34 protein-coding genes and 1 pseudogene are annotated in these 25528 nt (G+C 33.3%); 11 read left to right on the top strand and 24 right to left on the bottom strand.

The features are described from left to right. Positions 1-234: 234 nt before the first annotated feature. Positions 235-816 carry a TetR/AcrR family transcriptional regulator gene (locus tag WCV66_RS17825; protein WP_245823605.1) on the bottom strand — a complete coding sequence of 194 codons (582 nt, stop codon included), beginning with the start codon at positions 814-816 and terminating at the stop codon, positions 235-237. 200 nt (positions 817-1016) lie between these two features. Here WCV66_RS17825 and WCV66_RS17820 point away from each other — a divergent pair, with 200 nt between their 5' ends. Next, positions 1017-1727: an SDR family oxidoreductase gene (locus WCV66_RS17820; protein ID WP_078435411.1), complete on the top strand. Its 711-nt coding sequence runs from the start codon at positions 1017-1019 to the stop codon at positions 1725-1727. Between the two features lie 173 nt (positions 1728-1900). On the opposite strand, the gene WCV66_RS17815 is transcribed toward WCV66_RS17820, so the two are convergent. From WCV66_RS17815 to WCV66_RS17805, 3 genes are all read right to left on the bottom strand, one after another. Next, positions 1901-2185 carry a hypothetical protein gene (locus WCV66_RS17815; protein WP_338786353.1) on the bottom strand — a complete coding sequence of 95 codons (285 nt, stop codon included), beginning with the start codon at positions 2183-2185 and terminating at the stop codon, positions 1901-1903. A gap of 262 nt (positions 2186-2447) precedes the next feature. After that, entirely contained in the window at positions 2448-3650 is a 1203-nt protein-coding gene (locus WCV66_RS17810; RefSeq protein ID WP_338786352.1) for an IS110 family transposase, read from the bottom strand. Between the two features lie 287 nt (positions 3651-3937). Then, complete coding sequence (locus WCV66_RS17805; protein WP_338786351.1) at positions 3938-4525, bottom strand: dienelactone hydrolase family protein; 588 nt, start codon at positions 4523-4525, stop codon at positions 3938-3940. A gap of 128 nt (positions 4526-4653) precedes the next feature. Here WCV66_RS17805 and WCV66_RS17800 point away from each other — a divergent pair, with 128 nt between their 5' ends. Continuing rightward, positions 4654-5061 carry an IS110 family transposase gene (locus tag WCV66_RS17800; RefSeq protein ID WP_338789482.1) on the top strand — a complete coding sequence of 136 codons (408 nt, stop codon included), beginning with the start codon at positions 4654-4656 and terminating at the stop codon, positions 5059-5061. A 138-nt stretch (positions 5062-5199) separates the two neighbouring features. Continuing rightward, positions 5200-5415, top strand: coding sequence for a hypothetical protein (locus WCV66_RS17795; RefSeq protein ID WP_338786350.1), 216 nt, complete (start codon positions 5200-5202; stop codon positions 5413-5415). Between the two features lie 256 nt (positions 5416-5671). Here the strand turns inward: WCV66_RS17795 and WCV66_RS17790 are convergent, their stop codons facing one another. The 9 genes from WCV66_RS17790 to WCV66_RS17750 form a co-directional block, all read right to left on the bottom strand. Next, positions 5672-5956, bottom strand: a complete 285-nt coding sequence (locus tag WCV66_RS17790) for a hypothetical protein (RefSeq protein WP_066333977.1) — start codon at positions 5954-5956, stop codon at positions 5672-5674. A gap of 223 nt (positions 5957-6179) precedes the next feature. Continuing rightward, positions 6180-6731: a hypothetical protein gene (locus WCV66_RS17785; RefSeq protein WP_338786349.1), complete on the bottom strand. Its 552-nt coding sequence runs from the start codon at positions 6729-6731 to the stop codon at positions 6180-6182. A 117-nt stretch (positions 6732-6848) separates the two neighbouring features. Further along, positions 6849-7457, bottom strand: a complete 609-nt coding sequence (locus WCV66_RS17780; protein WP_338786348.1) for a transglutaminase family protein — start codon at positions 7455-7457, stop codon at positions 6849-6851. Next, complete coding sequence (locus WCV66_RS17775; RefSeq protein ID WP_338786347.1) at positions 7441-7935, bottom strand: GNAT family N-acetyltransferase; 495 nt, start codon at positions 7933-7935, stop codon at positions 7441-7443. Before WCV66_RS17775 ends, WCV66_RS17780 begins: the two co-directional genes overlap by 17 nt. A gap of 204 nt (positions 7936-8139) precedes the next feature. Next, entirely contained in the window at positions 8140-8322 is a 183-nt protein-coding gene (locus WCV66_RS17770) for a GNAT family N-acetyltransferase (protein ID WP_338786346.1), read from the bottom strand. A gap of 334 nt (positions 8323-8656) precedes the next feature. Beyond that, entirely contained in the window at positions 8657-9109 is a 453-nt protein-coding gene (locus WCV66_RS17765; protein WP_338786345.1) for an NUDIX hydrolase, read from the bottom strand. 17 nt (positions 9110-9126) lie between these two features. Then, the gene (locus WCV66_RS17760; protein ID WP_413789679.1) at positions 9127-9381 is read right to left on the bottom strand and encodes an HIT domain-containing protein; all 255 of its coding nucleotides are present in this window, start codon (positions 9379-9381) and stop codon (positions 9127-9129) included. Between the two features lie 104 nt (positions 9382-9485). Then, entirely contained in the window at positions 9486-9659 is a 174-nt protein-coding gene (locus WCV66_RS17755; RefSeq protein WP_338786344.1) for a hypothetical protein, read from the bottom strand. Positions 9660-9714: 55 nt separating this feature from the next. Beyond that, a complete protein-coding gene (locus tag WCV66_RS17750; protein ID WP_338786343.1) occupies positions 9715-10419 on the bottom strand; it encodes a hypothetical protein in 705 nt (234 codons plus the stop codon). 211 nt (positions 10420-10630) lie between these two features. Between WCV66_RS17750 and WCV66_RS17745 the strand changes: the two genes are divergently transcribed. The 3 genes from WCV66_RS17745 to WCV66_RS17735 all read left to right on the top strand — a co-directional run bounded on the left by WCV66_RS17745 (position 10631) and on the right by WCV66_RS17735 (position 12370). Then, a complete protein-coding gene (locus WCV66_RS17745) occupies positions 10631-10804 on the top strand; it encodes a tryptophan RNA-binding attenuation protein (protein ID WP_338786342.1) in 174 nt (57 codons plus the stop codon). Positions 10805-11031: 227 nt separating this feature from the next. After that, a complete protein-coding gene (locus tag WCV66_RS17740; protein ID WP_338786341.1) occupies positions 11032-11652 on the top strand; it encodes an SDR family oxidoreductase in 621 nt (206 codons plus the stop codon). Between the two features lie 574 nt (positions 11653-12226). Further along, positions 12227-12370 carry a hypothetical protein gene (locus WCV66_RS17735; protein WP_338786340.1) on the top strand — a complete coding sequence of 48 codons (144 nt, stop codon included), beginning with the start codon at positions 12227-12229 and terminating at the stop codon, positions 12368-12370. A 125-nt stretch (positions 12371-12495) separates the two neighbouring features. Here WCV66_RS17735 and WCV66_RS17730 read toward each other — a convergent pair whose 3' ends face one another. Beyond that, positions 12496-12966, bottom strand: coding sequence for a hypothetical protein (locus WCV66_RS17730; RefSeq protein WP_338789480.1), 471 nt, complete (start codon positions 12964-12966; stop codon positions 12496-12498). Positions 12967-13046: 80 nt separating this feature from the next. Continuing rightward, positions 13047-14069 (bottom strand): DUF3231 family protein, encoded by a 1023-nt coding sequence (locus WCV66_RS17725; protein ID WP_185654104.1) that lies wholly within the window; start codon positions 14067-14069, stop codon positions 13047-13049. A 244-nt stretch (positions 14070-14313) separates the two neighbouring features. On the opposite strand from WCV66_RS17725, the pseudogene WCV66_RS17720 reads away from it, so the two are divergent. The 4 genes and pseudogenes from WCV66_RS17720 to WCV66_RS17705 form a co-directional block, all read left to right on the top strand. After that, a pseudogene (locus WCV66_RS17720) lies at positions 14314-15563 on the top strand (IS1182 family transposase); the annotation flags it as partial. Positions 15564-16143: 580 nt separating this feature from the next. Further along, entirely contained in the window at positions 16144-16338 is a 195-nt protein-coding gene (locus tag WCV66_RS17715) for a helix-turn-helix transcriptional regulator (protein WP_338786339.1), read from the top strand. Between the two features lie 15 nt (positions 16339-16353). Next, positions 16354-16791 (top strand): hypothetical protein, encoded by a 438-nt coding sequence (locus WCV66_RS17710; RefSeq protein WP_338786338.1) that lies wholly within the window; start codon positions 16354-16356, stop codon positions 16789-16791. Positions 16792-16803: 12 nt separating this feature from the next. Beyond that, the gene (locus WCV66_RS17705; protein WP_338786337.1) at positions 16804-17280 is read left to right on the top strand and encodes a small multi-drug export protein; all 477 of its coding nucleotides are present in this window, start codon (positions 16804-16806) and stop codon (positions 17278-17280) included. 920 nt (positions 17281-18200) lie between these two features. Here the strand turns inward: WCV66_RS17705 and WCV66_RS26875 are convergent. Beyond that, entirely contained in the window at positions 18201-18491 is a 291-nt protein-coding gene (locus tag WCV66_RS26875) for a TIGR04104 family putative zinc finger protein (protein ID WP_413789678.1), read from the bottom strand. A gap of 297 nt (positions 18492-18788) precedes the next feature. Continuing rightward, positions 18789-19688 (bottom strand): AraC family transcriptional regulator, encoded by a 900-nt coding sequence (locus tag WCV66_RS17700; protein WP_338786336.1) that lies wholly within the window; start codon positions 19686-19688, stop codon positions 18789-18791. 119 nt (positions 19689-19807) lie between these two features. On the opposite strand from WCV66_RS17700, the gene WCV66_RS17695 reads away from it, so the two are divergent. Further along, a complete protein-coding gene (locus tag WCV66_RS17695; RefSeq protein WP_338786335.1) occupies positions 19808-20752 on the top strand; it encodes a DMT family transporter in 945 nt (314 codons plus the stop codon). Positions 20753-20985: 233 nt separating this feature from the next. On the opposite strand, the gene WCV66_RS17690 is transcribed toward WCV66_RS17695, so the two are convergent. From WCV66_RS17690 to WCV66_RS17660, 7 genes are all read right to left on the bottom strand, one after another. Next, on the bottom strand, positions 20986-21603 hold the full coding sequence (locus tag WCV66_RS17690) for an FMN-binding negative transcriptional regulator (protein ID WP_338786334.1): 618 nt from the start codon (positions 21601-21603) through the stop codon (positions 20986-20988). 22 nt (positions 21604-21625) lie between these two features. Beyond that, the gene (locus WCV66_RS17685) at positions 21626-22144 is read right to left on the bottom strand and encodes a GNAT family N-acetyltransferase (RefSeq protein ID WP_338786333.1); all 519 of its coding nucleotides are present in this window, start codon (positions 22142-22144) and stop codon (positions 21626-21628) included. Positions 22145-22169: 25 nt separating this feature from the next. Continuing rightward, complete coding sequence (locus WCV66_RS17680; protein WP_066333955.1) at positions 22170-22622, bottom strand: MarR family winged helix-turn-helix transcriptional regulator; 453 nt, start codon at positions 22620-22622, stop codon at positions 22170-22172. A gap of 419 nt (positions 22623-23041) precedes the next feature. Next, positions 23042-23671, bottom strand: a complete 630-nt coding sequence (locus tag WCV66_RS17675) for a hypothetical protein (protein ID WP_338786332.1) — start codon at positions 23669-23671, stop codon at positions 23042-23044. 69 nt (positions 23672-23740) lie between these two features. Then, complete coding sequence (locus tag WCV66_RS17670) at positions 23741-24094, bottom strand: glyoxalase superfamily protein (protein WP_413789592.1); 354 nt, start codon at positions 24092-24094, stop codon at positions 23741-23743. Between the two features lie 257 nt (positions 24095-24351). After that, a complete protein-coding gene (locus tag WCV66_RS17665; RefSeq protein WP_338786329.1) occupies positions 24352-24948 on the bottom strand; it encodes a class I SAM-dependent DNA methyltransferase in 597 nt (198 codons plus the stop codon). 29 nt (positions 24949-24977) lie between these two features. Next, on the bottom strand, positions 24978-25514 hold the full coding sequence (locus tag WCV66_RS17660) for a sugar O-acetyltransferase (RefSeq protein WP_338786328.1): 537 nt from the start codon (positions 25512-25514) through the stop codon (positions 24978-24980). Positions 25515-25528 lie beyond the last annotated feature (14 nt).

Below are 25528 nucleotides of genomic sequence, written 5' to 3'. Positions count from 1 at the left end.
TCCTGGAACATGCGAATCTATCACACTGTTTTGGATTTGAACATAGAATAATCACCTCGTTTTATGAATTATATACTTGGTATTAATACCTGGTACTAATTATACATAAAAAAAATTCTTCTTCAACTAACCTGCTTACTATAGTTCAATAAGAAAGTGCATTACCCCTTCTTGAAGTAATGCACCCCTTTAGTTCAATAAAACTATTCGGAAGCTACAACCATATTAATAAATTTAGGAGTTTATGTTATTCCTTTCAAACAATGTCCAAACTTGATCTGCCATATATTCGGGTGGATGCGGCATTTGGTTCATAATCCACCATTCTAAAGTTCCTACAAAAGCCGTTGCAGTAAACTGTATAATTAATTCCTTGTCCATCCCTTGATTAATACCTTGCATATCGATCTTTTCTTGAATACTAGAAGTAAGGGTTTTTTGTATACGTTCTCTGAATACTGAAGTTTTTTGACTAGAGAGCATCGAAGAAAAGAATAGAAAATTCTCCTGAATATAATTAAATAAAGATTTCAGAGCCTCTATAGCCTCATTCTCTTCAACTTTTTCCTGTATAAACTTAGTTAACGTGCAAGAAGAAATCATTTTGTCCAAGTGATCATCTATACACCTATTAAGTAGGTCATATTTATCCGTATAGTGAAGATAAATGGTTCCTCGATTTACATTTGCTCGTTCAGAAATATCATTTATAGTGATTCGATCAAATTCCTTCTCAGAAAAAACTTCAAGAAACGCCCTGTTTATGGCTTCTTTTGTTCTAAGAATTCGTCTATCAGTTTTATTTCCAATAGCCATATTTAATTTACCTCCGTTTTTCATCAACAAAATTCATACGTTTGTTGTATATCACACAAAAGAGTGATTATTAGCGATTGTAATAACTTTTCTTCTCTCTATAATAATAATGAACGGCCGCATTATAAACAACACGTATTGAATAAAATATGTTTTGAATACGGAAATAACATTGAAATTACTTAAAGGAGCGATAACAATTGGAAAACTTGAAATCTAAGGTAATCATTATAACAGGAGCATCGAGTGGAATTGGAGAAGCAACCGCTAAGTTTTTAGCCCAAAACGGTGCAAAAGTAGTATTGGCTGCCAGAAGAGAAGAACTTCTCAAAACAATCGTGAACGAAATTAATAAGGAAGGTGGAAAGGCTGTTTATATGCAAGCCAATGTGACTTCGGTGGAAGACATGCAAAAACTCGCCCAGTTTGCTGTGGAACAGTATGGTCGTATTGATGTACTTATTAATAGTGCTGGAATCATGCCGAATTCTCCTCTAAATGAACTTAAAATCTATGATTGGGATCGAATGATCGATGTGAACATTAAAGGTGTGCTGTATAGCATTGCATCGGTTTTGCCAACGATGAGGAACCAGCAATCAGGACATATTATCAATATATCTTCTCTTATGGGACACAAAGTAATTCCAAGTACAACTGTATACAGTGCGACCAAATTTGCCGTACGTGCTATTACGGAAGGTCTTCGTCAAGAAGAGTCTCCTACCTCTCATATTCGTTCAACGAACATCTCACCGGGAATGACAGCAACAGGAGTTCTTGATGAGTATCAAGATTATCCTAGCATTTCTCCTTACAGTGTGGCTAGAGCAATTGCATTTGCTATAAATGAACCAGATGATGCTGGAGTTAATGAGATTATCATCCGGCCTACGCTACAATCAATCTGATCTAACGATATTACTAGAATGACTGCCCTTGCATGTTATCATGAAGGGCTTTTTTTATTCAATTCTAACAACATTTGCTCCTTTTTAAACTAAACTGCCCGTTACTTCAATAAGAAAAAAACGCGATACCTTTGTTTATGTATCGCTCCTGTTGTTAAAATAATTTTATAAAGTTAACTTGTTTTATGTAATACCCTAACGGCTTTATGTTCATCATCTTTTTTTACATATATATTATATTGTGTATCGTCTTTAAATCGTTCATTACGACTATTGAAACCTCTAAAGGGAGTTTCAACTTTATACTTTATTCCTTCTTCTTTTAATTTTGCAATAATCTTAAAGTATTCTTCATTACCATATGTAGAGTATATTTGTTTCCAATTCCTGTTGGAGTAGGTTCGAATCAATGAAATAATAATGAATACAGAAGCAAGAATGACAATAGTTATATACATTCTAATTCGCCTCCCTAATAAACTTCTTTATTAATATTTCTGTAAATAATATGTAATTCCTTCTTTAACTATACTGCCATTTACAATAAGAAAAAGCTGCCTTTAATGGCAGCTCGATCTTCAACTAAACCAGCTAATAGGATGTCAATATTTTTCTGTAAAATTATAAAATAACTAATGATATAATCAAAATGTCCATGCCAAATAACCTTCCTTACCTCATGAATTGGAAGGTTTTTCATGTATTACTTAATTGTATCTCTTATACTAAATCAAGGAAAGTTTCTTTACGTTTCAGTAAGGCATAAATCCAATGAATAAGTTTGTTTGTACATGCAATCATTGCTACTTTAAAGGGCTTTCCTTCCTCTCGCTTTCTATCATAGAACTCTTTTAACTTCTTATTGCGAGAGCCCCTAATACCACAGAGAACAGCCATATATAAGGCATGACGCAACCTGCTTGAACCTCTTTTGGTAATCCGATTAATCGTCGCTGTAAATTTACCAGACGAATGTACACTCGGATCAATTCCAGAGAAGGCAACCAGTTTCTTAGGATGATTAAACCTCTCAATCTCACCAATTTCAGAAAGAATCGTTGCAGCGATTTTTTCACCAATCCCAGGGATTGATTGGATAATCTTATATTCTTCTATTTCTCCTGCAAGGGCATCTATTTGAGCATCTAACTTCGCTAGATGCTCTTGATACTGGAGAAGCATCTGAATATACATTTCAAGACTTATTAAATGGCTTTGATACAATGTACTTTTGAAAGGATTACGCTGTGCTGCTTCAATCAGTTTCTTCGCCCTTTCTTGTGCCCAGCGTTCTGAACGTGTTAAACATAATCCAGCAATTTTAACTGTTAAATTACATTCCCCAGCTTGTAACACAGAATCGGACGTATTAAACTCCAATAAAGTATTTAAAGAGACTTTCGAATACATATCTCCAAATACCCCTTTATATTCAGGAAACACTTGATCTAATATGGCATGAAACTGTAATTTAGCTTGCACATATAGACCCGTAATTGTTTCATGTTGTCTAGTAAGATTTCGAAGATTTAAGAGTTGGATACCTCTTTTCTTATAAGGTTCCAAGTCTTCTTTGTAGTACAGCTCACATAAGTGAAAAGCATCAATCGCATCTGTTTTCACCTTTCGTAAACTCGATTTTTTTACCTGATAAGACAGTAATGGATTGACCATAATATAAAGATAATTCTGTTCCTCTAAAAACTGAATTATAGGAGCGTGATAATGTCCCGTTGATTCCAATATTATCGTCGGCTCCATCCCTGACTCATTTTCTACCTCTTTCAAAAAATGAAGTAAGGAATCTAATGCCTCATTGGTATGCGATACTTTAAAACTTTTACTGTAAGGCCTACCCTTATCAAAAAATGCTTGAACTTGACTTTCCCCTCTTGAAACATCCAGACCAACTACTGGATTCATTATTTATCTCTTCCTCTCTCAAAATACTTACCAGTAACCCCTATTCCATCTTGAAGTATCATAGCTTCGCTTGTTATACGAGATCTATGTCCCAACCAGCCTCAAACATGTTTCTACAAGTAGGGGGCGGACAGTTTAGTTGTCGGGATCAATGCCCCACGCACCCGTACGTCCTACCCTGGCTACTGATATAATAGAGTCTATTAAAAAAAGGTCAACCAGTAAAAACTGGTTAACCTTATAATACGAATGCACCCGTTAGCTTAATAACAACTCTGTACGTTTAATTAATGTTTCATTAAAAAATTCACCATTTCACTAAATGCTTTTTGTGCTGATTTTTCATTATATTGTGGAGAGTAAGGGTCACTGAATCCGTGTTTCCCGTTAAATTTATGTATTTCGATATTTTCTAAAGTTGAAATTAACTCGTCCACATTAAATGATTTTTCTTCTTGCGGAAAGAATAGCATTGTAGGACATTGTGGTGTTAATTCCAAATAATTCCTAATACGTGAACCATAGTATCCAACTACTCCATCGACACATTCTTCGTCACTACACAACCAAGCAACAGTTGCCCCTACACTAAATCCAATGATAAATATTTTTTCGTATTCATCTTTAACATCTGATAATATATCTTTTATTTTATGCATAGCGTAAGCGAATCCAACGTTCTCCATAAAATTACGATAAGCAACTTCCTCTTGAAAATAACCGAAAGGTGTCTCTCGTTCTATTAAATTTGGGCAAATGACATCAAAACTTTGTTTTGATAATAATTCACAAAAACTCTTCATATGTTGGTTAATTCCATAAATTTCGTGTATTACAATGATTACAGTACCAGACTTTTTGTGTATTTGAATCATTTTGTACCTCCTTGAATAGCTACTCCCATTATACAAAAATACAAATTAATACCATATTATATCATTTCTTGTTCAACTAACCTGCAACTTTAGTTGAAGAACGTTAAAAAGGTTGCCGCAGCAACCCAATATCATTTTCAACAATTGCACCCGTTCGTAATATAAGGTTAGCCAGATTTTTAGAGTTCCTTAAAGAGGTTGAGAGTTCAGCTGGTGGTTATCAACCTTCGGTCGTTTTAGAATCAACTGGACACGATCATATTCCTGTCATTCAATTCCTTGAGGAGCAAAATTATGTTTATATTGTTGTCAATCCTCTTATCTCACACAGAGCAAAGAGTTCAAGTTTGCGAAAGGTAAAAACAGATGCAGTATTGATGCTTATCACCTTTGTGAGCTGTTCTAAAGAAGAGTTAGAGCCTTATAAAAAGAGAGGTATTCAACTATTAAACCTTCGTAACCTTACAAGACAACAAGAAAGTATTGCGGAAATTTCAGCAAAAACTAAGTTACAGCTGCACTCTTTGGTGGATTAGGTTTTTCCTGAATATCGAGGTGTATTTGGAAGTTTATATTCAAAGGTATCGTTACTTACCTTATTAGCATTCCCAACATCTGAGGCAGTTTTAAGTGTAAGTGAGAAAGAACTATCAGAGAAGATAGGTTCGTTATGTATGAGTCGTTCAGAACTTTGGGCAAAAGAAAGGGCAGAGAAATTAAGATATGCAGCCCTTCGTAACCCGTTTCAGAACACTGTTCAAATTGGTATTCGTGATTCTCGTAAGAAGAAAACGACTGATGAGATAATTACACGTAATAAAAGATTAAGAGAGTTTTACGATAAGAAACGTGCAGAAGGAAAACCCTTCAGAGTAGCAGTTATTGCATAAGCTCTTACATTGGATTTACGACTTACTAAAAAGCAGAACTACCTTCCAAGATATAGCTTAATAACTATATCTAACTAAATACAACAAAACCTTCCAATTTCAGTATAGAGGAAAGTTATTTGGCGTGAGCACCTTTAGTATATCATGATGTTATTAATCTTTTTATTGAAAAATGTTGACAAACTATTAGCTGGTTTAGTTATACATAAGACTTACACAATAATTGATATTATATAAATGATGTGACAATAAGTCATTATTTCTTACCTTTTCGTTCTAAAAGTATAGGTGCTATATTTAGTAAGATAGAAACAATTGTCAAAAACCATAATGCCCTTTCCATACCAGGTACTACATCCATTAAAGCTGCCCAATCTTCCACTTCTACCCACACCGATACAAGACTGTATTCTGCACAAAGTGTTAATGCTGTAAATGATAATCCCATCGCCATAGCAAGCTTATAATCCTTTCCTGCTTTATACATATAAAGATTTATAAAAGTTACTACTATTGCAATAACCCCTAATATTACCCACATAACTATACCTCCATATATTTTTATTTATGTCGTGTAATAATACTTATGTGCATCACCTCATTTTTTTGAATGACTTTTTTTTATTAGACATTAATACGTCAAATCTTATTTTATAGTAAATGCTCTTCCTTTTGTGATTTCTTATTGAACAAACCTGCTTCGTTAGTTCAAAAGAAAAATGCTCTACTCCATATTTAAGTAAAGAAGCATTTAGTCAATAAATTTATTTATTAACATACTCCATTGAATTAGCTATCTTAACAAGTTCTTTAATTGTATATTTCTCCTCACTTTCAGGTGATTTTGCAAGAAGAATAGAATAGTACAGTCCATCTTTTTTCCATCGAATTTGTTTTATCTCTTCACTATCAATTTCAATTAATGCTTTAATTCCATTTTTTAATTCAACGGTATCAAATTGTTTATTATTATCGGAAAATGAAGTGTTTTTCTTATGAAACGTTATAACCTGAAGATTAACTCCTTTATCATCACTGTAAGTGAAATCTGTATGAACTATGTCTCCTTTAGGTTCTTCAGGTGGATTTCCAGCATAGTTCAATGAAACATACTTCGGCTCAAATCGGAGTTCTGTAGGTGCTGCCAGCTTTTCCCGAACCTTTTGTGGTAAGCTTTCTGCAACTTCTTTAATTTTTGGAAAATCTTGTTTTAATTCTTCAACTGGACTATTTCCACTATAAGCTGTTAGAAGATTGTTGCAATTAATTTTTTCATTAAAATGCCCCCTGGAATATGTAACTATATTTACGACCAAAGTGGAAAAAAGTTCCTATAAATTTTTTCTCCTTCTTGAACTAACCTGCAACTTTAATTCAATATTTCAATATGAAAAGGGTACCTTCTTTAAAGAAAGCACCCGTTAGTGAAAAAACTACAAACTCACTGGTAAGTGATGTTTATACATTTCTAATGCATTAGTATTTTCTTTTAAAACAGCCACAATCTTGGGATGAGGCTTAGCAAAGATAACTGGATAATCCTTTTCATCAAGTTCTTCATTAATAGGGAAGGCTAATTTTTCTTCTTCAATTGAAAATTGGGCATCAATTCCCTCTTTATTTCCACGAGAGTCAACTCTAATCCATTTATTAAGAGATTTAAGAAATATGGCATTTAAAGCGTGAATACAATACCCTTTTTCCGGAGTATCAAATAACATTAATCTTTGATAACAAAAACCTGTTGGTATTCCCTGTGAACGCAATAAAGAAGCTAACAGATGTGATTTTGCATAGCAAATTCCCTCTTTAAGGTCTAATACTTCTGAAGCATTACAAGTAACTCGCTTCGATTGAATATCCCAAGAATGAGCAATTTCATCACGAACAAATTCAAAAGCTATTTTTGCTTTTTCAATTTCCGTTTGAGATTCATTAAAAAGCTCAACTGCTTTCTTTTTAATATTTAGATTAGAATAATTAACTTCGGTTAATTCAAGTAAATAATCATTTATTTTATCTGATTCACAAACTAGATTCACAAGGTTTTCCCCCGATATGTTTTAGCATAGAAACAACTTTTATATTTATTCCCTCTGATTTATGTACTATCTCCTCATTATAAATGCTAAATCCTATTGAACTATATAACTTAATATTTTTAGGAACAGTCATACGAACCTTACACAATAATTTAGGAACTTCTTTATGTTTGGCATACTCTTCAAGGCTTTTTACTATTTTCTTTGCAATACCCTGACCTTGTTTTTCTGGAATTACTGACAATCTAAAAAAATAAAGCCCATCTTCTTTTAATTTAAAACGAACCATCCCCACTGGCTTTTTATCAATGTATGTAATTAGTGCCATCTCATTATTCTTTAAAGATGTGGAGATTGAGTCAACCGTTTCATCTAAAGCATTTGATGGAGGTACTTCATCTTTATATTCCATAAATGCTTTTATCATTAATTCGTGTATTATTCCTGCATCGGATACATTTGCAAGTTTAACTTCCATTTTTAATCCCACTCCCCTCACAATAAATATACAACATAATGTATTTTTATGTAACGAAAAAGAATTAATTGGTATGGCTTTTTATTGTACTAACCTGCTCCGTTTGTTTAATAGACTTACTTTTATTAGATGATTTTATTGAATAAATCGCTTGTTCAGCACCAAATCTGATAATGTTACGTTCAAATTCCATACCTACTCTATCTAAGAGCCTACAATTGCAGATTGTGTTTCAGCTACTACTTTTGTAAGATTTAATTCATTTAAAGCATAATGAATAATCAATTTAACTACTTCTGTTGCATAACCTTTCCCCCACCAAATTGGTAATAGTTGATATGATATTTCAAGATAACTGCCTTCGTGATGAGGGTCAAGAGAAACCAAACCAATAAAAAGAATTACCAGATGGATTAAGCATATCGTCTAATACTACTTGAATTGATTCTTCATCCCGTATATCACCAAGGAATTTTCTTACATCTTTATTTACAAATAGTTTTTTAACATCAGCATAATCCGTTTTTTAAAGTATTTATAAAACATCTTTCTGTTTCTAACAATTGAATTCATCCCCTCAGCAGCCTGCATTTAAGTCACATATTATAACTTTAAACCCACATTTTGTTAGTTAGGCTTTATAAAACTAAACTTCACCTTTAGTTAAATAAAAAAACGCACTACCTCTTTCTTGAAGTAATGCAGCCGCTAGTGGAACACATTAACACTTTATATAATGTTTTTCTATTATCAACTTAGCTCTTTCGTCAAACTGTGAAGGTAATTCTTTGACGGAGAAATACTTTAACGCCAAACTTTCACCATCATTTATAGCTAGTTCACCCCTTGTATCTTGTGCTAAGTAAACACAGATAACGTTATAGACTTCATCACCGTTGGGATATTTATAATAAAGATTACTTCCTGACAATATATCAATGAACTTAAAACTTGTTGCTGTTAACCCAGTTTCTTCAAAGAGTTCACGTTCAGCAGTTTGCTCTAAACTTTCGCCTATTTCCATTGCTCCACCAGGTAAACTCCATTCTTTTGTATCGGAACGGAATTGAAATAAAATCTCTTTTTTATCATTCATAACAATGATCGTTGAGCCTACCAAAATTAATGGTTTGTGTCCAATTAGTTCTCTGATTTCCTTTATGTATCCAGCCATATTTACCTCGGTATTTTTTAGTCTCTAATGCGATCTCCATAGTATACGTACCAGTGCATATGCTTATTGCTTTGATAATCACAAACGTTTGTAGAAACAGTACACGCACCAAATTTCTCGTTCATTTCGGTAGCAACTTCCTTAATAACACTAAAAATTTCCTTCATAATATCAATTTCATTCTGTTGAACAGTAATGATAGATCCAATATCCTTTTTTTGTATTACTACAATATGTTCTGGATGAAAAGTACGAGTATGATAAAAAGCCAGAACATTTTCGGTTTCTAAAACTATTTACCCAGGTGTTCGCCCGCTTAATACCTCGTCACAATAAAAGTCTTGATAAATGTTGACAAACTATTAGCTGGTTTAGTTTAAGATGATTGATGTTTTTCTTTCTTATTTCTGACAATGAGACCAGCCAATAAAAAACATCCAAATCCTATTATTTTCATAATTACATTCCCTATATTTCCCACATCATCAATAGTTAATGAAAATAAGAAAGCACCAAATAAAATAAATAGAATGGCAAAGAACCATCTCAAATTATTAACCCTCCCTCTATTTTGTCTTGCACCCGTTACTTGAATAAGAAAGTTATCATTTAAGGTTTGTAAGTTTAAAGAAATCTGGGTCAGGTTTCATCAATTTAATACCTTTTTCTGATTGAAAGTAAATTTCTTTGTCGCTTTCATACATAACCATTATTTCTATTTCACCAAAGTCAATTACACTTGTTTTTTCACGAGGTAATACTTCTTCCTCCCAATCTATAGCATCATTTATAAAACTAACAATACCTTCTATTTGAGCTTTGTCATTTATTTCAGCACAACTTTCGTTAGAAGAATTTTGTTGAATACAGATACTTTTCGGAACATCGTCTATCCAAGTTGTTGAATTATAAATAGGGGTTTTATCAAAAATAACTTCCGTCTGATTATTCATTTTAAAGTAACTTCCATAGATAGATAATTCCCATTCTATGCCCTCTTTCCGCCACTGAGACATAAATCCCTTCACATCACTATTTTTATCAGAAGAATTTTGCTTATATTCAACTTCCCAACCATACCTTGGAAGTTCCATTAAGTAATAGTTATATATGTCATTCCAATGGTTTCCTTCCATAACATATTCGTGCTCGGTTGGTCTTAATCCCTCAAATAAAGGAATATCTTTTTCTTGCTCTGGAATAATAGACATCCCCTCGTAAGTATCATCAGTAACTCTTTGATATGTAAACCAACCTACAATAATTAAAATTATAATAGTTCCATAAATAAGCCAATTTGTTTTCTTCATTAAATCCCCCCCATACCTCAATTCCAATTACATCAAAAATTCAAATTTCTTGTTCCACTAAACTATTCTTTAGTTCACTAAAAAGGTATTTAATCTTCTTGAAGGTAAGCACCCAATAGTTTAACAAGCAAATCTTTCTTAAAAGGATTTTGTGTTATAATTTTTTATATCTACATAAGTTAAATATTTTCAAAATTGGAAGGTGAAAAAGTTGTCGGTTATTATTTCAACAGATGATTTAGAACATTCTTGTCCTAATTGTAACGGTCAAAAACATATTATTGTCAATAATCAGAATGAGCCTTGTCCAAAATGTGACGGTAAAGGGGTTGTATTAACTGCTTTAGGGCAAACATTACTTCACTTTATAAAAAAACATACTTAAATCATATATATGGAAGAAGGCTAATTATTTACTGATTAGCTTTTTTTATTCAACTATCCTGCCACGTTCGTATTATAAGGTTAATCAGAACGCTAAATATTTCTGGTTGACCTTTTTTTATTTGGTTTTATTATATCAGGTAGCCAGGGTAGAACGTAACTACCCGTGGGGCAATAAAATAACTTTTATAGTAAAATATTAGTATTTGCAAAAGGAGTCTCATTCTTATGAATATTTTAATTTTAGGTGCAACTGGACGAGTTGGAAGTCAAATAGTTACTTATGCCCTTCATGAAAGTCATCATGTTACTGTATTAGTTCGCACTCCAGAGAAGATTCAAATAAATAATGAAAATTTAACCATTATTGAAGGGAATGTTTTAAATAAAGATGATATAGTACGTGCAATGCATGGGATTGATGTAGTTATTAGTGCACTAAATACTGATGGCACAACCACTCTATCAGAAAGTATGCCACTTATTATCAAAGCAATGGAAAACGAAGGTATAAAACGAATAATAACTATAGGAACTGCGGGTATTCTGCAAAGTAGAACCACGCCAAATTCTCTGCGTTATCAATCAAGTGAATCAAAGCAGAAGTCAACCCGTGCAGCGAAAGAACATCATAAAGTTTACGATAATCTCAAACAATCAACCCTCGAATGGACGATTGTCTGTCCTACGTACTTGCCGGATGGAGAAAGGGTAGGCAAATATCGAATAGACCGAAATTTTTTGCCGGAGGGTGGAGCTGAAATATCTGTACCGGATACAGCAGAATTTTCATTTAAACAGATAAAAGCAAGCGATTATATAAAATCACGTGTAGGTATCGCCTACTAATAATATTCTTATACTAGTAAAGCACCTTTTCATTTGAACCACCTAAAAATAAAGCACATGAAATCATGTGCTTATCTGTCTAATATTCACATAATAAAAAACATTACTACATTAATTAATACTAGAGTTAAAACTAATATAAGAGCGATTTTTTTAAAAGTGAAAGTTATAGTACCTTTTTTCACTCCTTTAAAAATTAATAAGAAAATGATTAGTGAAACTAACAGGATAGTAATATTCATTCTGTATCTCCTCTATTGTCGTAAATATGTATATTTTACCATAAACCTATATTTACTTTTCACCTTTTATTCTATTAAACTGCCAAGTTAGTCGAATAAGAAAAGGATTGCCGCAGTGACAATCATCTTGTTCCCAAGCACCCGTTAGCCTACATTAAAAATTCAATTTGTTATTTATTCTAGGGTTGGTTAAAGTACTCCTTCTTAAAGTAAAATGCCCAGTTAGTTAAAGAAGACTGGTTTAGTTCGCATTTTATTTGAATTGTTTATTAAACGTATATTTTTTTCTCCCTAGTAAATGCTAAATTTAACAATAATAAAGGAGTAAGTATATGTTTCCAAATTATAAGGGAAAACTTCTAACAATCATTTGGATGGGTGTTGGTGCTGCATTACTTTCTAGTATGTTTAGTGTAATTCTTATAAAGCTTACATTAGATACGAACAAACGAATAAAAAACTCTCTTACAAGCTAGGACTATTCCTAGCTTTTTCTGTTTCGCCATTTGTGTCAAATTAGACATAAAAGAAGCCTACTTCTTATTGAAGTAAAGCACCCGTTAGCACAATAAGAAAGTGTACTTTCACAACTCTCCTTGGTTTAATTTTGTACTCTTTGGTCATACTGACTTTTTATGAAAAATTTCAAAAACAAACCAACAATCATTCCTGGAATCACACACAGCATCGGAAGCCAAACAGGTCCAAATAATATTCCAAATATCCTAAAGTTTGAAGAATAAATACAACCAACTGTAACGAAATAAGCAGCAAACACAAAGGGAAGAAAAGAATACCTTTCTTTTCCTCCTCCTGCATCTTTCCAGGCATTCAATTTCTCCATGAAATACAAACAAGGGTAAAAATCACTTTTGATCAATTTCTCGGCATGTAAAATCACTTTTTCAATTTCTCCATGAAAACTGAATATAATCACTTTATTGAAATTACCTTGAACATTAATTAGACATTCTAAAAACACAAACACGAACCCTTTTATTGGTTTACCATTTAGAAATTGACCGAATCCTGGGAGTGCAATACTCCATAACAACGCTTCTTTACCGTTCACCACATTATTCTATTCCTTTTCAAAATTCTTTTTCGACCAGCTTTCAATTGGAAGTTGTTCAAGCTGTTCCAATTGTATACTTAAACTCTGTCATACGCTTTTGGAGGTGATTCCAACCAACCTTTATTAATTAAAATATTCATACCATCTTCAACAAATAGGCCTATGTTAATAAGAGTTCTTACATACAACATATCTATATCTCTTCTTGCAGTTACTGCCAATGAGTTTCCGAATGACCTTACCTTCATTGCGAACATGTCCACTTTATGAAACAGCATTATTTTATCGGAAAAAGGAGGATATGTAGATGTTGTAACCAAATGGTCTAGGTACGATGGTGATTGAATGTGTTCAATGTGCATTTTTTCCTTATACTGCTTTACAGCTTTATCAGTCATATCTAAACCTCTTTTAAACAAAACCTTTATCTTTTCATCTTGAACTATCTGACAAAATCCCAATAATAATGCCTTACTTGTTGTGTTATTCTCAATGTTATCATATAGATGAATGATTTCTAACGCCTGTAATGGTCGAACATTTCCAAAAAATCCATTTAAGTAAGTTTGTTTATCAATTTTATCAATTCCTTCTGGTATTGGAATGATAGGAGGTGTTGCAATGAATTTTTTTCCCATTAAAACATTATTAATTTGCCCTAAAAGGACGGTAGCACATTGATTACAATAAATAAAAAACTCCCTTATATCCTCCCTCATTACCAATGGAACTGCTACTGCGTAAAGGCTCATACCTGCCTTAGCAGCATATTTTAAATAATGAACGTAAAATTCATCTGCGTATAAACGGGGAGCACCCAGATTTACATCATCTTTAGTAAATCCCATAGGCATAGGGAAATTCTCTTTTTTAAAAAATCCTTCTATCCTCTTTATGAAATCCTTTGATAAGGCTAAACCATTTTCCAATAGCAACCTAATATCTTCATCATCACAATGTTGAAGAAAATAACTTAAGATTTGAATTGACATACTGTTTCCCATATAGGTAGCCCAAAGTTTCCCCATTTCAAAAGTCGTTAAAGGTTGGGTCTCATCTGATATTTTTGGATTTAATTTTAGTGGTTTCATCACATTCATTGGATTTAATTCTTTATCGGCATATTCCACAAAACAACCTCCTAATTTACTACGTCAAAGAATAATATTCCCTGGAATAGGAAAATGTATGAATGAACAACCTATACAATACGTCAAATGAAAAGGGGTCTTAGCTAATTACTAGCTAAGACCCTCAGACTGTAGACAAACTCAATGAAAATTGGGTTTGCCTACAGTCTTTTTTGATTTAAACTAGAAATAAGAAAATCTTGAGGTGATGACCATGCTTTCGAAACATAATTCCATTCAACGAGATCAAATAGAAATGATAGCTTTAGATCAACTTGTACCAGCGAACCATTTGGTCCGTAAAATTGAGGCGGCTATTGATTTCTCTTTCATTTATGACTTGGTGAAAGATATGTATTCAGAAGTAGGTCGACCAAGTAATGATCCGGTTATTTTGATTAAACTGACTTTCATTCAATATACATTTGGTATTCGTTCGATGCGTAAAACAATCGAAGAAATCGATACAAATATGGCCTATCGTTGGTTTTTAGGCTACGGCTTCCATGATAAAGTACCTCACTTCTCGACGTTTGGCAAAAACTATGAGCGTCGTTTCAAGGATACGGACTTATTTGAACAGATTTTTTACCGCATTTTAAAAACGGCAGCTGAAAAGAAGTTGATTAGTTCAGAACACGTTTTTGTCGATTCAACTCATGTGAAAGCAAGTGCAAATAAACATAAATTCGAAAAGAAAGTAGTCCGCAAAGAAACACGTGCTTATCAAGAACGCCTTCAAGAAGAAATTAATCAAGACCGTGAAGATCATGGAAAAAACCGTTCCCCCCGGTTAAGTTTGAGAAGGAAGAATCGAAGGAAATCAAAGAAAGCACCACCGATCCAGAGTGTGGTTACTACGTCAAAGACGAACGTACAAAACAATTCGCCTATTCTTTCCATGCAGCCGCAGACTGTAACGGCTTTGTGCTTGACGCGACTGTAACACCTGGAAACACACATGACAGTTATATCCTAGAACCTATAGTTGATAAGGTAATTGATAAAGTTGGAAAACCTAAAGTTCTTGCGGCAGATGCAGCTTATAAAACTACTGCTATTACGAAGTACTTACTTGAAAATGAAATAACACCGGCATTACCATATACTCGACCACGAATAAAGGAAGGATTTTTCCGAAAATATGAATACGTTTATGATGAACACTTTGATTGTTAGGTTTGCCCAGCAGGTGAAGTCTTAAAATATTCAACAACGAATAAAGAAGGATATCGTGAGTACAAATCACCGAAGCACATTTGCGCTACTTGTCCATTTTTAGCGCAATGTACAGAAAGTAAAGATCATCAAAAAGTAGTGACACGTCATATTTGGCAAGAGTACGTGGAGGAAGCAGAACATCTTCGTCATCACAAAGAGGTAAAGCCAATTTACGCGAAACGTAAAGAAACGATTGAGCGTGTATTTGCAGATGCAAAAGAAAAGCATGGTATGCGTTGGACTATCCCCCTATAATAAATCCCCAACAAAATAATGATTTGTATTTTTCTCTGTTCCACAATTCTATTAGTTGAACAAGACTTTCCCTTAAATCGATTACCTAATTATACCATTTTATCTATCTCATTTAGTTGTTTCTTGTTAAACATTATTGCTTCGTTAGTCGAATAAGTAAAAGGATTGCCGCAGCAACCCTCCATCTTCAACTCTTGTACCCGTTAGCTTAAGTACCTTTCTTCACAATCTAAGTTTTAATTCTTTATCTCGGAAAAAGAAAAACGATGCTGGTTTCCATAACAGCCGATAAGTAAATTGTAGAACTCTATCTTTTAACTAATTTTAAAATGAAATAAATAATTCAGGTTCCTATGGGATCGCCATCGTAATCCCTCTTAACATCACCCCCTGTCAATTTAGGTTCACCGCTTTACAAATCAAAACGATTCCAAGCACCGTCCTTAGCTACTACTCACGATTACCGTATTTATTGCAATTATCCTTTACCAAATGCAAATTATTCTTTACATTTTGACAATAATACATTACATTATAAACAACTAAATTTTAAGAAAGGGATAATTAAATGATTGAAAATAGAGTTCGTGAATTACGTGCACGATTTAGATGGACACAGGATGATTTGGCTAAGAAGATAGGGGCAACACGACAAACCATCGGCTTAATTGAAAAAGGAGATTATGCACCGTCCGTTGCATTGGCTTTAAAAATAGCCAATGCATTTGAGGTTCAGGTTGAAGAAGTCTTTTATTTGAAATAGGAAGGGATGATATTAATGCTACCAAATATATTGCGTTCACCATTTATTCCAATGTTCTCGTATCTATTGATCTTAGGGTTTCTTTTTATATCGATGATTGGTACCGAAAATAATCAATCTATGGTACGAGTTTGTCTGTTAATTTTAACTGCTTTCACGTTGGTCTGGGTTTCTTTAATCCAATTAAATAATCAGAAATATCCCGAAAGTAAGATTAAATACCTGGGGGCAATCCCTCCAGAATTTCAGGAAATGGACGAAGGGCAGCAATGGGTTACCTATAAGGCTTGCCGTAGCGTTTATATCTATTACTCATATGCTCTGCCATTGATTGTGGGACTTTGCTTTGCCCTATCGAATATTAAGTTTATGCCTCTATTATTGCTGGGTGTTTTAGGGATAGGTCAATATATCGTCTATTGGTTTTCTATAAGGAAATTAAAACAATTTTAAGGTGGCTGGCTTATGTTTGAATGGGCAGAACAAGCAAATATAATGTGGCAGTTAAGTATATTGTTTTTACTGGGAGTAGCTCCCTGGATGGATGTATCGTTTATTATTCCTTTAGGTGTCTTATGGGGGTTGCCACCAACAGCAGTTGGTATAACTGCTTTTATAGGTAATTTCTTATTAATCCTGCTACTTGGAATCTTTTTTAAGCAGATTAATAAATGGAGAATTGCAAGAAGAAAGAGAAAAGGGATGAACGGACCAACTAAAAGGGAAACCAGATCCAGAGCCATTTGGGAAAAATACGGAATTCCTGGTTTAGCTATTATTGCTCCCATTTTTGTGGGGACTGATATTGCAGCTATTTTTGCATTAATTTTTGGTGCTTCTAGAGAACGGGTTATTGGATGGATGACTGTTAGCCTCGCGTTTTGGACTTTGGTATTTTCTATTGGTGCAGCCTACGGGTATAGTTTCCTAAACTTAAACTAAAATCTTTACGATTTATTAAAAGGACTGCCACTTTAATTGAACAAAGATCCAGCCGACAATGGCAGCTGGATCTTTAACTCTTGCACCCCTTAGCGCAGTTGATTGGGACTATTCGTATCCATGTGCACTGTTGTATTGGACTGTCCGTGAGCGACCGTAAGTTACTGTCGTTGGCGTTTATTTTCTTCGCTTTGACGGACGATCTCGTCAACGACTTGCTTGATGGGTGTGGTGGCGTCAATTATAATACCGTTTTTCGGAATGTCTTCTTTCGTTTGGTGCAATCGCGCAATGAGTTCCCGTTCCGTTTTCTTTCCGCCCCACTCATTTTCCGGTCGCTAGTCAAGCCGCCGGTTCAATGTGTCAAGGTCGACCTCGAGGACAAACACGCCGTCAAATAGATCTATGAATTTCAAAAAGTTCCTAGAACCGCCGCAGAAAAATGTTACCGCCTCATCCTGGTTTGCGACCAAAGATTTTACTTTATCTACATCCCAAATGTGGTGCTCGTGCGTGAGCCCATCCGTCCGTGTACCAGTTTCCGGATCGCCTTGATAAGCCAATTCACGGTCCCCATTAATGGCATGGTAGCCGCGCCGCTGCTATTCTTTGCAGACCGAAGTTTTGCCGGTGCCGGAAACTCCTTCAATCAGATAATTCCTAATGCCCATGGCTAGACCCTCCATTTCTGTCGCTAAATTGCCCGTTAGTCGAATAAGAAGAGGATTGCCACAGCAACCTCTGTTATTCAACTCAAGCACCCTTATGTTTAAGTGTAATACTTCACAATCAATTTCTTCTCAAACTTATTCGATAATAAACTCTCATAAAGCTTTCTATTTTTCCAAATATCATATGCACCAAAAGCTCGGTGATATTTTTAAATTTCCCTCATTCTTCCCCCTTTACCTACTAAATTATCATTTCGTTCTTTTCATTATATTTCTATATGTAACTAAATAAGGTAGAAAAAGAGTAATAATAGTACCTATAATTAGCATTACTGAAACTGTTACTGATGTAGATAATGAAAACTTTGGAGAAATCACCCAAGCAAAAGTTATCATTGGAACTGGGAGTAGCAACCCTACTAATAATCTGGAATTAAAATTAATTGCATGAAGCGTTGAACAATTACTGCATTTAATAGGTTTATAAGCTAAACAAAGAGATATTAAGATAGTTCTCCAATTAAATTGACTTTTACACATTTTACATTTCTGTAAACTCATAGATCCTCCTATATGAAAGTTCTATATACCTCTTATCATATCATCTTGCCACCAAATAACTTGATATTTTCACAATATCTTATAGAGGAAACCTTATTAGATATTTAGACATTATATTAGCAAATTCCTTCTTCAATTCCCTTTGTGAAACAAGAAAAAGCTCTACTCCTTATTGAAGTAAAGCTACCGGTTAGTTGAAGTTGAAGAACATAAATATATTATCCAATAATCGGAATATGTTTTTTTAATAATAGATCATTGACCAGTTGAAGTGCACTACTTCATAAGCGAACAGTAATTTTTGTATTTTTTATATGCTAGTGGTGTCATGTTCATCGAGTTTCGGAATTTATCAATGAAATAGCTTGTGCTATTAAATCCAACTTGATAGGCAACATCTGTGACATTGAATTCTGATTGTTGTAGTAAAATTAGGCTTTTTTGAATTCGATAATCGGTTACGTAATTTAAAGGTGTTGTCTTTAACATCCGCTTGAAATATCGACAGCATTCGGAACGGCTTAATTGACCAGCTCGTGCAATATCGTCTAAAAGGATTTTCTCAGCATAATGTAGGTGTATCCAATTTAGCATTTGCTTCATTCGGTGACTCTTTAACAATTCCGTATGTTCGTACTCTAATTCAAAACCATTTATGAGTAAGTTTTTCCAAATTAACGTTAGCTGTATGGTAATGTCAATTTCATAGTATGGCGGATTGTGTTGAATCAACTGATTGATTTTTACAATAGCAGCTAAAATGTTTTTCGCCCAATCCTCCTTTGCATCCAAATATAAGTAAGGTAAATTAGTCGCTTGAATATAGGGATTTACATAAGTTGTGTAAAGTTCTTGTGACAAAACCAAACTTGGAGAAACATTTAAACAAATATAGACACAGCCCGAATCATTTTTATCTTTCGCCATGTGCAAGCTGCCACTGTTTATAAATAGACCCTCACCTTCTCGAACCGCAAGTTTTTCTTCATTTATTTGAAAAATTGCTTCTCCTTTTACAATCAAAACAAATTGGAATTCATCATGCCAGTGATGTGGTATGTATCCATTTATATTTTGGTTAATCGTTGTTTCGTAACATGCAATCGGCAACACAACTGTACGATGTTCAGTTAATTCTTTTAAACTTTGGTCAATCATAAAGTCTTTTATTTGCATGTTATCACCACAATATATTTATATTTTCTCATCCGATTTAGGTATTATTTCAAGGCTTCTTCACTTATCATATACAATAATATAACACTATTTTTATATTTAAAGGTGGAGAACCAATCATGAATAGAAGAAAAGGATTATTTCTCGTTATAACGGGAGCAATATTTTGGGGGATTGGCGGCACAGTTGCAAAAAAGCTTTTTCAACAGTATGAAATTGATATAGATTGGCTTGTAACGACCCGATTGCTCATAGCTGGTTTTTTACTCTTATCCGTTCAATATTTCGGAAAAGACCGTTCTCAAGTACTTGGTGTTTGGAAAAATAGAAGAATAGCTATCCAATTGATTATCTTCGGGTTATTCGGCATGCTCACGGTTCAATATACATATATGGCTTCCATTCAACACGGTAATGCTGCTGTTGCAACGCTATTACAATATTTAGCACCTATTATGATTATCGTTTACTTAATTTTCCGCAAACACACTGTTCTAACGCGAAGAGATTTATTGACTGTTTCGTTGGCTTTGGTTGGGTCCTTTTTCTTATTAACAAACGGCTCTATCTCTCAATTATCTGTGCCAACACTTGCAATCGTTTGGGGTGTTTTATCTGGAATAGCTTTAGCATTTTATACATTGTATGCAGTTCCTTTACTGAAGCAATACGATTCCCTTGTTATTGTTGGCTGGGCGATGGTTATCGGTGGCTTTGCATTAAGTTTTATCCATCCACCTTGGCAAATGGGGTTTACTAACTTAACACTAGAAGCTTATTCATACTTAGTCTTTGTTATCATATTTGGTACAATGATTGCATTTTGGTTTTATATAGAAAGTTTACAAAGTCTATTACCAAAAGAATCCAGTCTTCTAGGTAGCGTAGAGCCACTAGCTGCTGTTTTAACAACGGTATTTTGGTTAAAGGAACCCTTTGGATTTTTCCAATGGGTTGGTACAGCTTGCATCATGGGAATGATTTTATTATTAGCCTTGAAGAAACGGTCTTTTTCAGATACTAGCAAACCTCCTGAGAATGAAGAGCCCCTCAAAGTTAGTTGATTAGAGGGGCATCTTTAACTAACCTCCCTCTATATAGAAAGGAAAATCTCCCTATTTCTTCAAATTACGTAGTAGTTTACTTTAATATTCATTTGAAGATTGGAATAATGATGTATTAAAGTATAATTTTGGAAATAAGGTAAAAGACGACTGATATCTACCAAACCCCTCTTATCCAAAAAATAGGTAACTAGTTAGAATCAAGCATCCGTTAATTCAAGAAGGAATGACTTTTATTTGCATTTTTTTAGATTTTTCTTCATAAGAGATGCTACTTGTAGATTATCTTGTTGAGAAGTGTTTTCTAGATGCTTAATAATTAATTCTTGCCGTTCCACAGGATGATTTTGACTTAATTTACCCTTTGCTTCAATTTTTGTGATTTTTATTCTGAACGCTACAATTCCTTTACTCATACCTTTGATAAAATCGGGTTCTACATCATTTAAATTGTATGGACTATCTGTACTTTCATATTTATTTACTAAGTCATTTAAAGAATCGAATATCACTTTTTCATCTTCGATAATCTCAATCTTCCCATATAAATGGATGGACACATAATTCCAAGTAGGCACTGCTTTAGTTGTTTCGTACCAAGAAGGTGATATATAACAGTGTGGACCTTGGAAAATCACAAGTACTTGTTGGTTTTCAGCATCCTTCCATTGTTCGTTCGGACGTGCAAAATGACCATATAAAGCATTTTCAGATTTATTTAACATCAGTGGAAGATGTGTTGCATAGGGTTCTCCTTTATGCTGAGAAAATAAAGTTGCAAAGCCATATTTTTCGATAAAATCATAAATTACTTCTTCATCCTCAATTTTAAACTGTTTAGGTATATACATAATAATCCACCTTTTAAAAAAGTTATATAAGCGTTTTTGTCATTATAAAGTCTATTTGTTCTTCGTCACCCATATAAAAAGAGTGGGTTCCAGTTTGTACAAATCCCATTTTCTTATAAAAAGCAATAGCATTTTTATTATTTTCCCATACGCCTAGCCAGATTTTCTTTTTATTACATTTCATCGCAATTTCTATCGCTTTATTTAGCAGATACTTACCAAGCCCATGTTTTTGAAATTTGTTTTTTATATAAATCCTCTCGATTTCAAGTGATTCATCACCCATTTCTTCAGACTGAGCCTCATTTGTATTGATCTTTAAATATCCAGCGACTTCATTGTTTAAATAAACAAAAAAGAATTGCGAAGAAATAATGGATAATTCCTTTTCTAATTGTTTTAAATTAAATGCCTTTTCCAAATAGGCATTCATACTTTCGGGTGAATTCTGATGCTTAAATGTCTCATTAAATGTTTCATAACTAATTTCTTGAAGTTTCCGTGAATCTTCAAGGGTACATTTTTTAATATTTATAGTCATTTAATTATAGCGCTCCTTTATATAGTTAATAATTTCTCTTGTTTCCCTTTTTTACAAATTCCCAGTCTTTTTCTATATTTTTTCTAACTCTTTGAAGAAGATTGAAAATGGCTTCTTCTTCTTTTTCGGAAAGTCCCTCTAATGCAACGCTATTGGAATAATCATTTTCTCTTTTTATAAAAGGATGAACATTTTTCCCTTTTTCTGTTGGAAACAGTTTTTTAATTTTTTTGTTATGTTTATCTTCTTTTTTTTCAATAAAGCCATTAATTTCAAGTTTTTTTATAGCACGAGCTGCTGTTGTTCGATCTACTTTTATCATCTCTGCTAACTTTTCTTGAATAATTCCTGGATTTTCACATATTCGCACAAGGTACAAATACTGCCCTTTCGTAAGGTCATATTCTTTAAATTCGATATTACTTATAGAATCTAATGCCCTTGCTATCATTCCAATTTCACGAAGAATTTCCTTCATAATAAACTCCTTAGTACATGTTTTTGTTGTAAATACAATAAAAATGGTATGTATTAAATTTAATCTAACATTGTTGCATTTGCAATAAAAAAATAATTATATTGAGGTTTTTAATGTATTAGGAATTTTTATAGTAACCCTTGGTATTTCTTTCACTATATAATCAGACCTTGGAACTTTACCTTTTGATGTACTTTGGTGAGCTGTCCATAAATGTGGGGATTTCTGTGGGGAGTTGGGAATTCTTATACTTGATCTTTCATAAGTTCTATATACCTTGTATCATATCATCTTGCCACCTAATTAACTTGATAAATTTCTCAAAAATCTTATTGAGGAAACCTGTCCTTTGAATAAGAAAAAAGCTTTACTCCTATTAAAGTAAAGCAACAGTTTGCTTAATATGTAACGCTTAAAATTCACCTCGGCAAACTCACTTCAGAATAAAAGTAAGATAAATTTTGTGAAGAAAGAGCCTTATTTATCAATTCTTTATTATATCCATAATTCTTTAATGTGGTTAAGATTGATTCAACTCTCTCTTGCCGTTTTCGTCTTAAATTTGATTCCAATTGTATCTCTAATGGAACAGTAGGTATTGTGTATTCACCGATCCTTACGTTTTTAGAATGGCTCCAAATATATTGTCCACCCTCCCACATTCCTTCGCCTGTCAAAGAGTCAGGGATTCCAGCTGGATTAGTAATATGAACAACTTCTACATTTAAACCACAAATTTCCCATCTAGCTTTAGTCCAAGTGAAACCCGAAGTGAATGTTTGATTAAATACAGGCTCTTCTTTAGATGATAACCAATCATTACTGCTTCGATTTTCACATTTGGAAGAAAGAGCAAAGTCATTAAGTAATTCAGCAAATTGTGATACTCCTTCTTTATGTTTAACATAAATATCGACATCACTTGGTTCCATCTCACAACCTTGTAGCACAGATCCTGCTGAACCGACTAATATCCATTCAATTTTTGTATCCGATTGAAAATAAATTTCACACACTTTAGCTAATGCACTTTTCCAACTTTTATCCATTACTTCACCTCATTGATACTAATTCAATAACAATCTCTTTATTAGAATCCGTTCTATGAAATGATTCTTTTACTCAATTTCTTCATAGAATGTAATTTTATTTGAGAAAGGGTCAATAACTGTTAATTCTATAGTACCCCAAGGTGTTTTCTCTACACCTGGTTTAGCGTACGAATATTCTTTTTCTGATAATAAAGAATGATAACTTTTCAACTCATTTATTTTAATTCGAATTGCACTACCTGGAGATGAATCACCATGATGTTCGGATAGATGTAACACAGCATCATTTAAAGAAACTTGAAAATATAAAGGCATATTTTCTTCATATTGATGTTTCCAATCCATCTTAAAGCCTAAGTATTTAATGTAAAACGAATGAGTTTTTTCAATATCAAAAATTCGAAAGATAGGTATAATCATTAAAAATAGCACTCCTATACAATTTTGGTTTAGAGATTCCTTCATTAAATCTCGTTAAATTCAACAAAAATAAAATCCTCCTATTCTAATTAGATATTTAGACATCTTATTAGCAAATTCCTTCTTCAACTCCCTTGAGAGGAACAACAAAAAGCTCTACTCCTTATTGAAGTAAAGCTTTCGCACAAGCCAAAATTCTTGATATGAATGGTTCTTTTTTAGAGATTGTGTGAACTAAGAAACAAAAAAACAAGGAATCACTTTATACTACTGGATATAAACATTGAGGCATCTTGATTCATAAAAATACGATTTCCATGATAGAAAGTCTTAATTTCAATTGATTTAAATCCAACTTCAGATAATCTTTTTTTCAGTTCTTCATGTGAAAAACCGTTATGAACTTTCGGATGATTTATTTTATCGTTTTTGTCAAAATCAATAATAATTAGCTTGCCACCATTATTTAAAATGTTAAACAAACTTTGTAAAATTTCTTTAGTATCCGGTATATGAAGTAGTACAAGTGACATTAAAACTATGTCTGCCTTAAGTTCAGTAGTTTCTTGAGTGAAATCTGAATAAAGTACTTTTGAGTTGGTAATCCCTTTGTGAGTAATTTTAGCATTCGCAACATCCAACATTTGCTTAGAGGAATCTACTAACAGAATAGAATCTACTAAATCTGATAATTCTAAACTAATTAGTCCAGTACCACTTCCATAGTCTATTAATGATTTTGATTTACTATTTCGCAATTCTGGTCTTACTTCCTTAACTATAACTTTAGCTAATTCAATTCTTTCTTCTGTATCATATCTTTTTGCCATCTGTTCAAAAACGTTATTTTCCAAATTCAACTCTCCTATTTCTTTGAAGGAAATTATATACTTTTTAGTATTTTAGCTGGGTTTCCAGCTACTATTGTATTAGAAGGAACATCTTTTGTAACAACAGAGCCAGCAGCAACGATTGAATTATTGCCAATAGTAACTCCTGCTAAGATTACACAACTTCCACCGATCCATACATCGTTACCAATTTTAATTGGTATCCCATAGCCACTCTTATTCCTATCTTTAGGTTCGATTGAATGACCAGCAGTATATATTCCCACATTGGGACCTATCATACAGTTGTGACCGACTCTAACTTCTGCCATATCTAAAATAGTACAATTATACCCAGCATAAAAGTGATCACCAACATGTATATTGTAACCTAAGTCACAATGGAAATTGTGTTCAATACTAGGGTTTACTCCTACACTTCCAAATAACTCCTCGATAATTTCCTCTTTCTTTGTAAAATCTTCTATATCACTATTGTTAAATTTTTGAACGAGTTTATGTGCACGAATATTTTTTAATTTTAGTTCCTCAGTACCACGGTCATAATAGATTTTCTCTTTATCACTCACACCTTGTTTCCTCC

The organism is Metabacillus rhizosphaerae (genome assembly GCF_037201795.1).
In the GTDB taxonomy this organism is placed as follows: domain Bacteria; phylum Bacillota; class Bacilli; order Bacillales; family Bacillaceae; genus Metabacillus; species Metabacillus rhizosphaerae.
This window is presented reverse-complemented; position numbering and strand designations above follow the sequence as displayed.